The organism is Halomonas sp. PR-M31, assembly GCF_001039575.1.
In the GTDB taxonomy this organism is placed as follows: Bacteria; Pseudomonadota; Gammaproteobacteria; order Pseudomonadales; family Halomonadaceae; genus Modicisalibacter.
The window spans coordinates 1-10,352 of record NZ_JIBT01000096.1; the positions used below are offsets into that span (position 1 = coordinate 1).

At 62.6% G+C, this 10,352-nt stretch carries 7 protein-coding genes; all 7 read right to left on the minus strand.

Features of this window, described 5'->3' with window-relative positions:
* The coding region (locus tag CH74_RS17980; RefSeq protein WP_172656363.1) for a hypothetical protein at positions 1 to 486 on the minus strand (486 nt) is incomplete at its 3' end.
* Between the two features lie 61 nt (positions 487 to 547).
* Entirely contained in the window at positions 548 to 4,222 is a 3,675-nt protein-coding gene (locus CH74_RS17585) for a type I polyketide synthase (RefSeq protein ID WP_053070824.1), read from the minus strand.
* The gene (locus CH74_RS17590) at positions 4,219 to 5,481 is read right to left on the minus strand and encodes an LTA synthase family protein (RefSeq protein ID WP_053070825.1); all 1,263 of its coding nucleotides are present in this window, start codon (positions 5,479 to 5,481) and stop codon (positions 4,219 to 4,221) included. Before CH74_RS17590 ends, CH74_RS17585 begins: the two co-directional genes overlap by 4 nt.
* An 8-nt stretch (positions 5,482 to 5,489) precedes the next feature.
* Entirely contained in the window at positions 5,490 to 5,858 is a 369-nt protein-coding gene (locus tag CH74_RS17985) for a hypothetical protein (protein WP_156181580.1), read from the minus strand.
* Positions 5,855 to 6,640 (minus strand): SDR family oxidoreductase, encoded by a 786-nt coding sequence (locus CH74_RS17595; protein ID WP_048308840.1) that lies wholly within the window; start codon positions 6,638 to 6,640, stop codon positions 5,855 to 5,857. Before CH74_RS17595 ends, CH74_RS17985 begins: the two co-directional genes overlap by 4 nt.
* The gene (locus CH74_RS17600; protein WP_048308841.1) at positions 6,607 to 7,866 is read right to left on the minus strand and encodes a capsule biosynthesis protein; all 1,260 of its coding nucleotides are present in this window, start codon (positions 7,864 to 7,866) and stop codon (positions 6,607 to 6,609) included. Before CH74_RS17600 ends, CH74_RS17595 begins: the two co-directional genes overlap by 34 nt.
* 6 nt (positions 7,867 to 7,872) lie before the next feature.
* Complete coding sequence (locus CH74_RS17605; RefSeq protein ID WP_253273119.1) at positions 7,873 to 9,849, minus strand: capsular polysaccharide biosynthesis protein; 1,977 nt, start codon at positions 9,847 to 9,849, stop codon at positions 7,873 to 7,875.
* Between the last annotated feature and the right edge of the window lie 503 nt (positions 9,850 to 10,352).

Sequence of the window (10,352 nt, forward strand, 5' to 3'; positions counted from 1 at the left end):
GAAGCGCGGCTGGGCAGCGGAGGCTTCCAGCAGATCGAGTCGTTGGCCGCTTTGCAGCAGGCCGAGAAGCATCGCGATCTGTTCTCCAAGGCCGTCGGTCAGGCTGTGCCAGCCGGGTTCGCCGATGGCTTGCTGAAACAGCTGTGAATTGAGTTGGGAGCTGGGAGTGGTGGCATCGGCATCCTCGTCATCGACGAGTCGAGACGGCAGATGACGACCCAGACGGCCCAATTGATGGATCAGCGCGGCATGGCCGGGGTAGTCCTGAATCAGCAGGTTCCAGATCGTCGCCGCTGGAACGTCGTCGTCTTCATGCAGCTGCCAGCCCCCGGCTCGGGATTCGATCAGGCCATTGTCCTGAGCGAGACGCAGCAGCGCCTCACGACGCCGGCGCGTCCTGGGGGCGCCCATGTTCGTGAAGGCTGGCGCGATATGCCCGTTTGCGTCCGCCTGGGTAGCCAAGGCCTCGCGCAGAAACGCCAGCACCATGGCGTCGAGCAGGGTTCGATCTCGCCTGCATAGCGCGAGCCCGTCGCCTGACGATAGGTCAGGGACAGCGCCTCGAGGCCCGGGTCAGCTGGTCCGCCGCAAGAGGTAGAGGCGGCGCACGGCGCGGCGCCGGCACCAGCCGATGATCGAGATAGCGCAAGCGCTGACGGCTTGGCTGCTTCAAACGCACCGCCTTGAAGCGAGCGCTCTCGATGACCGCAATGGCTTGACCTCCGGCATCGAAAAGCTCGACGTTAGCGCATAGCGAGTGTGGCGCTCGGGATGTCAGGCGCACCCGAACAAGCGCGGGCTCGCCGGCGTCGAGGCGCATTTGCAAACGCTCCAGGCGCACCGGTACGAAGGCCAGGCCGCCGGCCTGGCGCAACTCCTGGGCCAGCAAGGGGATGAACAGCTGAAAGGCGCCGTCGAGAATGCCCGGGGGCAGCAGGCACGCTTGTTGAGTCTCGCGAATCGCTGCCGGTAGATCGACAGCGCCGATGATGGTGCTCTCATCTTCCAGCCAGCCATGGCTGATGGTCTGAAAGGCCGGGCCGTAGGCCAGGCCAATATGTTGGGTCAGGGCCAGATGCTGCTCCCGGTCGAAGTCCGGTGCTCTGGTCGGCAAGGTTGGCGCTGTACGCTTTAGTGAAAGCCCCCGGCTCTGGATGAGCAGCCGGGCGCTGACATTAAGGGCCCAGGGCTCGTCGCTTGCGGGTTCGCGACTGCGAATACGCAAGCGTCCATCCGTGTCTTGAATGTCGAGACGCATGCGCTTGCCATGGGGCGCGTCGAGCAGCATTGGGCCATGAATTTCCAGAGATTCGAGATCGATAAGCGGTTGCGCCTTCCAAGCCTGGGCCGCGGCCAGGGCAAGCTCCACATAGCCGGCTCCGGGGAAGACGACGGCTTCCCCCACCACATGATCCCCCAGCCAGGGCAGACGCTTGGCGTCGAGCTGGCTTTCCCAGGTCAGCTCCTGTTGGGCAAGACGATAGCCGAGTAGCGGATGCTCGTAGTGACGCGCCATCAAGCCCTGGGATTCACTGGTGGGACGCACCCAGTAGCGCTCCCGCTGCCAGGGGTAGTGGGGTAGATCGACGAAGGCGCCAGGGGTCTGGAAGTGCCGTGTGGCCGCAAGCGGCACACCGCTGAGCAGGGTCTGGGCGATGCAGCGAGTCATGGCCTCGGCGGCATCCGCCTTTTTGGATAACGTATCAATCACGACCCCGGAGCGCTGCCGGGTGGCGAGCATGTCGTTTAGATAGCGGCGCAGGATCGGATTAGCGCCGATCTCGATGAAGACGTTGGCACCATCCTCGATCAGGCCCTCGATGGCGGCCTGAAAACGCACCGGTTCGCGAATGTTGCGCCACCAGTAGTTCGCGTCCAGCGCTTCGCCGTCGAGCAACCCACCGCTGACCGTCGAGACGAAGGGTATCGTTCCGGCTCGGGGCATAAGTGTCGCAAGCGCGTCGATGACCCCCTCCCGAATCCCGTCCATGGCAGGGCTGTGAAAGGCGTAATCCAGGGGCAGACGCTTGGCGACGAAGCGCTCGGCGGCGAGACTTTTTTCAAGACGATCCAGGACATCCGTATCGCCGGCCAGGGTCACGCCGCGAAGGCTGTTGATGCCCGCCAGGGACACGCGCTGAAAACGAGGATCTTCCAGCCAGGGCTGAATGTCATCAAAGCCCAGCCCAACGGCGGTCATCCCACCTTGCCCGCGGGTCTGCCCCTGCCAGGCGCTGCGCAGGTAGATGACCTTGACCGCATCAAACAGGCTCAGGGCGCCGCAGGCCCAGGCCGCAGCCACTTCACCGACGCTGTGACCGGTGACCTGGGTAGGCGTAATACCTTCCGCCTCGAGCAGACGGGTCAAGCCCACCTGCAGGGCAAACAGCGCCGGCTGGGCGATTTCGGTGGCGGCCAGGCGTTCTTCGTTACTGCGCCCGTAATCGTCGCGTTCTTCACCGCTGTGTTCTGTACCATTGCGGCCTTCCAGCTCCGCACGCAGCGAGAAGTCTGCATGCTGCTGGAACAGCGCATCCACCTCGTCGATGGCGGCGGCGAACACCGATGAGGTCGCAAGCAAGGTCTTGCCCATGGTCGCCCACTGGCAGCCGTTGCCGGAGTAGACGAAGACCGGACCTTGGGCCTCAATGATGCGCTGGCCGGTGACGACCTCGCTCGAGTCGTCGCCTTCGGCGAAGCGGTCCAGCTGTTCCACGACCTGGGCGGTATCCCCGGCAAACAGCAGGGCGCCGTAGGGATGCTGCTCGCGACGATGGTAAAGGCTGTAGGCCAGATCAGGCAGCGGAATGTCGCGCTGCCCCAGATATTCGCTGAGCTGCCGAGCGCTCTGGCGCAGGGCATCTTCGCTGCGGGCAGACAGGCGAATCGGCAAGGCAGCGTCTGCATCGTCGCTTGCATGGCAATCTTGTCGATCGATTGCCGGCGTCGGTGGGCTTTGCACAATCACATGGGCGTTGGCACCGCCGAAACCGAAGGAGTTGACGCCGATGGTCAGATCGCCCTCGGGCTTGAGGGGCTGGGCGCGGGTGACCACCTCCAGGTTCCAGCCCTTGAAGTCGATGCGCGGATTAAGGATCTTGATGCCGATGGTCGCCGGCACCTCGCGAAAGCGCAGGGCATAGAGCGCCTTGGCTAGGCCCGCGACGCCGGAGGCGGTTTCCAGATGGCCCAGGTTACTCTTGACGGAGCCGATGGGTAGCGGGCGCGAGCGCTTCTGGCCAATGGCGGTACCAATGGCCCGGGCCTCGATGGGGTCGCCCACCGCGGTGCCGGTGCCGTGGGCCTCGAGGTAGTCGAGATCCTCCGCATCGAGGCCAGCCCGGGCCAGGGTGTCGGTCATCAGTGCAACCTGGGCATCGGCGTTGGGCACGGTGAGACCGGCCTTGTCGCCGTCGGTGTTGACGCCGCTGGCGGCCACCAGCGCAAGAATGCGATCCCCGTCCGCCACGGCCTTGTCGTAGTCCTTGAGCAGGAACATGCCGCCGCCTTCCGAGCGCACATAGCCGTCGCCGTCGGCGTCGAACACCCGGCAGCGCCCGGTCGGCGAGAGCATGCTGGCCTTGGAGAAGATGATGAAGCCGTAGGGATGCAGATGCAGGCTAATGCCCCCGGCCAGGGCGATATCCGTCTCGCCGGCGCGTATGGCCTGGCAGGCCTGGTGAAAGGCGACCAGGGACGAGGAGCAGGCGGTGTCGAGAGACAGGCTGGGACCGTGCAGATCGAACAGATAGGAAATGCGATTGGAGACGATGCTGGACGTGTTGCCCGTGGCGGTCGGGGTATCGATCGCCGCCATGTCGTCCGCCATGCGATAGGAGTAATCAAGACTCGCCACGCCCACATAGACGCCGCATTGGCTGCCCCGCAGCGTCTGCGGTGCGACACCAGCATCTTCCATGGCTTCCCAGGTCATCTCCAGCATCAGGCGCTGCTGGGGGTCCATCTGCGCCGCCTCCCGAGGGGAAATGCCGAAGAAGCCCGCATCGAATCCGGAAATGTCGCCAAGGCTGCCCGCGGCGAAGCTGTAGCTGGTGCCCGGCTGCTGCTTGTCCGGATGATGGAACGCTTCCTGCCCCCAGCGATCCGGGGCCACGCAGCTTACAAGATCCCGCTGCTCTCTGAGTGCCTGCCAGAAGGTCTCGGTGCTGTCTGCGCCGGGAAAACGATGGGCGGCGCCAATGATGGCCACACGTTTGTTCATGGTGACTCCTTGTTCGTCGCCGGCTGCTTGACGGCACGGCCTGTGGGGGGTGGCGATGCGCTCATGTCCAGCAGGGTATCCAGCAGCAGCACGCCGAGGGCATCCGCGGCGAGGGGCTCTTTATGGTTGTAATGAGCGTTGTGACGGGTGTCGTTAAGAGCGTTGTGACGAGCACTTGTCTGGTGGCACGTCGACCACAGCAGGTAATCCGTCAGTCCGTCCGGTTCGCCGAGCCGGGCATAGACCTTGGGCATGATGGGCACATGGTCGCCGTACCAGCACAGCAGCCCGGGGCGGGAGGCCTGTTCCAGTGTCTTCGCCAGGGAATCGATCATGCGATCCGCATTGTGCAGATGACGCAGATAGACCGTCAGGTCGTCGCAGCCTTGCGGGGGCGGGCGGCGATACCAGCACCGGGCGCTGTCCGGGTCGGGACGTTCGAGATGCAGCGGGCCGTGGTTTTCCATGCTGATGATGAAGACGAACAGCGGGCGCGGGTCCGCATCCATCACACACTCTTCGACCTTGCGCGCAAGGGCCATGTCACCGATGTACTGGCCCTCCTTGTCCGCCGTCGAGAACGCCTCGATATCAAGAAAACCCTCGAAGCCGAGACGCGGATAGACCTTGTCACGCAGATAGAAACTGGCCGGATAGGGATGTATGCACAGGGTGCGATACCCCAGCGATGCGAGCTGAGCCGCCAGGTTGGGCATCGATCGGCGGGACAATTGGGAATAAGGGTTGAAGCGATGCACCCCAAGTGCCTCCGGGGTCAGGCCTGTCAGGAAGGCGCTCTCGGTGCGCACGGTGTTGGCCCCCCAGGCAGGTACCTGTAGTCGGCCACGACTTAGCGCCTGACGCGACAACCGGTCATAGGCGCTCAGCACTTCCGGCGCGATATTGTCTTGCCAGGGGCGCGGATCGAAGAAGGACTCGCTCTGCACCGCGATCACATGAGGCAGATGTTCTGCATCGCGCATCGAGGATGTCAGCAGCCGGATGAAGCCTGCCGGCGAATGGGCGTCATCGAGTGGGCGCTGGGCCAGCAGGCCGTAAGCCCACAGATAGGCGAATAGCCCTTGCCGAACAAGGTCTCGGCTGGGGTTGAACGTGATATCGAGCGTACAGTTGGAGCGTCCAATCAGACCGAATCTCAAGACAACCAGCGACAGCAGGCCCAGCCCTGTCAGCGCAAACAGAGCGCTACCCCAGTCATCGCTTGAAAACAGCGAAGGCTCAACCGCAAAGCCGGTCACGATGGCCGTCAGTCCCGCCAGGCTGGCTGCGATGGTAAGTTTGATGCCGAAAAAAGGAACGTAGAGCCGGGGATGGCGAATGGCATCGATGAAATAGTCGAAATCCTGATACAGGAAAGGCTCCCGCAGGACGCGGATTTGACGTTGTTGACCTGAATGATGACCAGCTGCAGGGCTGCGTTAATCACCAGCGCAAACCAGGGGCGCTGAACCAGCGCCACCCAGAGGGCGTAATGAATTCCCCAGGTGCCCAGATGAATCAGCACGCAGGAAAGCGAACGCCGCCATAGCGCTCGGGGTCGAGGCCTGAGCAACCCTTCCAGGGCCGTGGTCAGGATCAGACTGACGAGCGCCGGAAGCCCCAGGGCGATCATCACGAGGCCGGCTCTCCATAGTTGAACCATTTGAGAAAGCGCTGGGCGAGACCCGCGGGCAGCACCGCCAGCCACCAGCAGGCAAAGTCGAGGGGGAAGGGAAAGCTGATGCGAGCCCGGTTGCGGGCAACACCGCGCCGGATAAGGCGTGCGGCCCGCTCCGGCTGCCACAGAAACGGCTTGGGACCGGGCATGGCATGGCACATACGAGAGCTGACGTAGCCGGGCATGACCACGCTGACCCCGACGCCATAGGGCGCCAGCCAGCCGCGCAGCGCCTCGCCATAGGCCTTGATGCCGGCCTTGCTGGCGCTGTAGCTGGGGATCATGGGCAGGCCATGGTAGGCGGCCAGGGAACTCATCAGCACCAGCTGGCCGTGACCCCGACGGCGCATGCGCGGCGCCAGATAGTTGAGCATCGCCATGGGCGCGCGCAGGTTGATGGCCAGCAGGTCGCTGGCGTCCTGCCAGCGTTCGCCAGTGCCGTCATCCGCGTGGCTGATGTTCATGCCGGCGCCGGCAATGACCAGGGTCGGCGGCTCCGGCTCGCAGAGCTGCTCAAGCCAGGCAAGCAGCGCCTCGTCGTCGCACAGATCGATACTGGACGTGGTCACCTCGGCGCCTTTGTCTCGACAAACATCCGCAAGGGCGCGCAGCGACGCCTGCTGACGACCGTGCAGGAAAAGACGCACCTCCGGCCCTGCGTACTGTCGGGCCAGGGCGCCACCGATCGCCCCGGTGGCACCGGTGATCAGGATGCGAGGCGCTGAAGAAGCGGCTGGCATAGCAAGCGCTCCAGGGGTGATTGATCGGCCTCGAGAATGCCCATAGCGTTGTCCACGGTCATCGCGATGCCATCACGGCAATAAAAGCCGCCGTTGATCTGAGTCGTGTGAACGACGACCCGACGAAACTGCTCGAACAGCCGCGCATCGGGGCGCATCGGCGTCTGCCAGAAGCCGTTCAGATCGCCGCAATGGGTCAGGCCCCGCATGCGGTAAATAGGGTCCGCCAGGGCCAGGGTGGGGCAGCCAATGCCGAGTGCGACGTTGCCCACGGTGCTATTGACGGTCACGGTGCCGACGGCCTGTTTCAGAATAGCCTCCAGGTTGCCGGACTCGAGATAGACGACCCGGGACTCGAGGGCCAACTCTTTTGTGAGCCTGCGAATGTGACGCGCATAGTCGACTAGCCCCATGTCCAGAGGGTGGTTCTTGATCACCAGCAGGCTGTCGCTGGGGGCATGGCAGGCAAAAGAGTGCATGACCCGCTCGATCAGCCCCCGCATGCTCTTGATGGGCGAGTGGCGCTGAATCTGAGCATCGCCGTTGAGTTGAAGCGGCAGCAGATAAAAGGGTTTTCCAAAGGCCAGCAGGCGCTCGATGCGTTTGGCATCGCGACGCTTGAAGTAGGGCAGTCGAGCGAATCGCCAGGCATAGCCGGTGTATTCCAGGGGGGCGGTTACCGGCGCATGGGTACGATAGTGCGGATAGGCCAGGGGGTTACCCAGCCCCGCCAGGTGATAGCAGACGTCATGCAGGGCGCGCACGCGAAACGGATTGTCGAAGTGCCGGGGATTGGCAGGCTCAGGCAAACCATGGGCCATCTCGCTATACCAATGGGGGTCCCGGGGCAATAGCGAGTGACTGTTGACGCCTTCGCGCTCCAGGGTCACCCAGAAAGGGCGAAAATATCCTTCCTCGAAGACATGGTTGCGAATGCCGTGCCGGCGAGCGCCCTCCACCAGGGAACGATGCACCGCCCGGCAGTCGCCGAAGAGCACCTGGTCGGTAATGGCGTAGCGCGTCCACAGCGTTTCCACGAAATCGTCGAGTTCTTCCAGTGGGCCGCGAAAGGAATGGGTGTCTGCTCCGTGCCCGGCATAGAGGCTGTCCCCGGCGGTGAAGTTGACCTTGACCACGCGATGCCCCCTTTCCGCGAGGCGCTGTGCCAGACGCAGGAAAAAGGGGGAGCAGACTCCTTGCAGGAGCAGGAAAGAGCGTCGTTGCATCCGGCGTCAGTGCCTTCTTGTGAAAATCGAGCGATAGCCGCGATACAGCCGAGTCTTGAACGAAGGACCGCGTCCTTCGGCACACTGCTGTTCCAGCAAACTCACCACGGTTTCCGCGTTGCAGACGTGGCCGCTATTGGGATCGACATAAATCGGATAAAGCAGCAGCACTCCGGCCACGAGTTCGTCCAGGCTGAGTCGCCGCTGGCGCCGGGGTTCTTCCAGGCTGTCCTGGGTCAGTCCCCAGCCGGCATAGAAGGGCATGCCGTAGGTGTGCACATCGATGCCTCGCAGCAGCGCCTCGAAGCCGGTCAGCGAACACATGGTGTGCACCTCGTCCACCACATCGAGCAGATCGACCATGGCCTGCCCGCTGACCTCCCGATCGAATAGCGCCTGATCCTCAGGGGCGAGGGCGCCCAAACGCACGCCGCTGACCACGTCCGGATGCGGCTTAAAAAGAATGAAGGCGTCTGGATTTTGTTCGCGCACCGTCTCGAGCAGATCTCGATTGCGTTGGATGACCGGCGATCCGCAGGCAATGGAGGCATCGCTTTCAACCTGCCCCGGTATCAGCAGTATCTGCCTGTCCAAAGGCAGATCCGCGGCGAAGGAAAGACGGCGCCGATCAACGAGGTTGTATTTCGTCAGACGTACGTCGACCAGGCGCTGCCTTAAGCGATAGGCGCGCTCCACCAGCGCAGCATCGAACTGGGTCTGGTTGAGCAGCCGTTCCAGATCGCTTCGGGCGCTGGCATCGTAATAAAGACCGCTACCGTCGATGGCAAGCGAGAGCGGGCGAATCAGATCCACGCCCAGCCCTACGGAGCGGATGAAACCATCCTCCACTCGCCACAGCGGCAAATTATGACGACGGCAATGGGCTATTACCCTGTCCGGGGCTTTCTGACCCCACACCAGCCAGCGCTCGTCAGACTGTTCGGGAGAAGGCAGGTGGCGTGAATTGACGAAGCGAACCCGGGCGTTGCTGCCCAGAAAGTCCGGCAAAAACGCCCGCTTCCAGCGGGCGAAGCCATAGGCGCCCCAAGGCCCGGCCAGACGGTCCCGTTGACGCTTCTGATCCGCGATCAGGTCGATGGTCTCTTCCAGGGTCGAATGCTCGCCGGTATAGGGGTTGGCATAGCGGCTATAGCGCAGATAGGCCGCGGCGAAGACCGTTTCCAGGCTGCGCTCGATGCCACGTCTCGAACACTGCTGGCGATCCCGGGTCAGTCCCCAGCCGGCAAAAAAGGGCATGCCGTGACAGTGCACCTGCTTGCCCGCAATCAGCGCCTCGAATCCCAGCTGGCTGGTGACGACATGGACCTCGTCCACCGCATCGAAAAGCGCCCATGGGTTCAGGTCGTGGGTGATCAGCTGGCAATCGAGCCGGCGCGCCTGGTCCGCCAGATAGCCGCGTTTCTTGCCGGCGATGACGTCCGGGTGCAGCTTGACCAGAATCTCGGCGCCGGGATTGTCGCGGATCGCCTCGTCCAACATGTGGTGAAAGGTCTGCGCATCCGCCTGACCGTGGGCCACTGAGGCATCGTCGAAGGTTTGATCCACCACCAGAACCTGTCGGCGCTGGCTGGCTGGCAGCGCGATGTCTGGCGCGTGGTTGTACTTGGACAGCCGATGCCGACGCAGGCGGTCCATGGCGATCCGAGCGCGCTGCAGCTCCGCTTTCGGGAAATCCGCCCGGCAAATCAGCGCTTCGAGATCCGAAGGCCGGCTGGCGTCGTAATAGATGCCCCGGTTGTCTACCACCAGGCTATGAGGCTGATAGCCGTGAATCCCCAGTCCCAGAGATCGAATGAAGCCGTCTTCCAGGGCGATATAGGGCAGTCCATTACGCTTGGCAAGATAATGAGCGCGGGTAGCGCTGGGTTTAAGACCCCAGCCAATGACCGCATCGACCCGGGGGGCTCTCAAGGGCCTAAGCTTTACCCAGTGATGAAATTCATCCAGCAGTAAGCGAACCATACGCCAACGCATGATCCCGCTAGACATATAGCCCGCAGTCATTAAGGCAGGTGTTGATTCGCTTGGAATGGTTCTGTTCATTTTTTATGAATGATTTAATCCCAGAACTTAAGTGCTTTTGAGAGGGGTAAAGTACTTATAAAGGCTTACGTTGGCAAACGGCTTTTTAGGGCCTCTTCTTTCCGCGTAGAGGATGCGTTTTTGTGAATATAAATGTCAGTTTCGTAGAGGGTTGATTTATCAAGCGAAGGTGGTTTTTTTGCGGGGGCTTGGTCTATCGGGCGAAAAAACCTATCGCTCGCTGAAGCGAGCTCCTACAGGAGCCACGATCGCTGATTCCGGTAGTAGCCCGATCTATCGGGCGAAAACCCTATCGCTCGCTGAAGCGAGCTCCTACAGGAGCCAAGATCACTGATTCCGGTAGGAGCCCGATTTATCGGGCGAAAACCCTATCGCTTGCTGAAGCGAGCTCCTACAGGAGCCAAGATCGCTGATTCCGGTAG

Coding starts and splice junctions, on each gene's coding strand:
- CH74_RS17585 (WP_053070824.1), bottom strand. CDS start 4,222: ATGAACAAACGTGTGGCCATCATTGGCGCCGCCCATCGTTTTCCCGGC.
- CH74_RS17605 (WP_253273119.1), bottom strand. CDS start 9,849: ATGGTTCGCTTACTGCTGGATGAATTTCATCACTGGGTAAAGCTTAGG.
- CH74_RS17600 (WP_048308841.1), bottom strand. CDS start 7,866: ATGCAACGACGCTCTTTCCTGCTCCTGCAAGGAGTCTGCTCCCCCTTT.
- CH74_RS17595 (WP_048308840.1), bottom strand. CDS start 6,640: ATGCCAGCCGCTTCTTCAGCGCCTCGCATCCTGATCACCGGTGCCACC.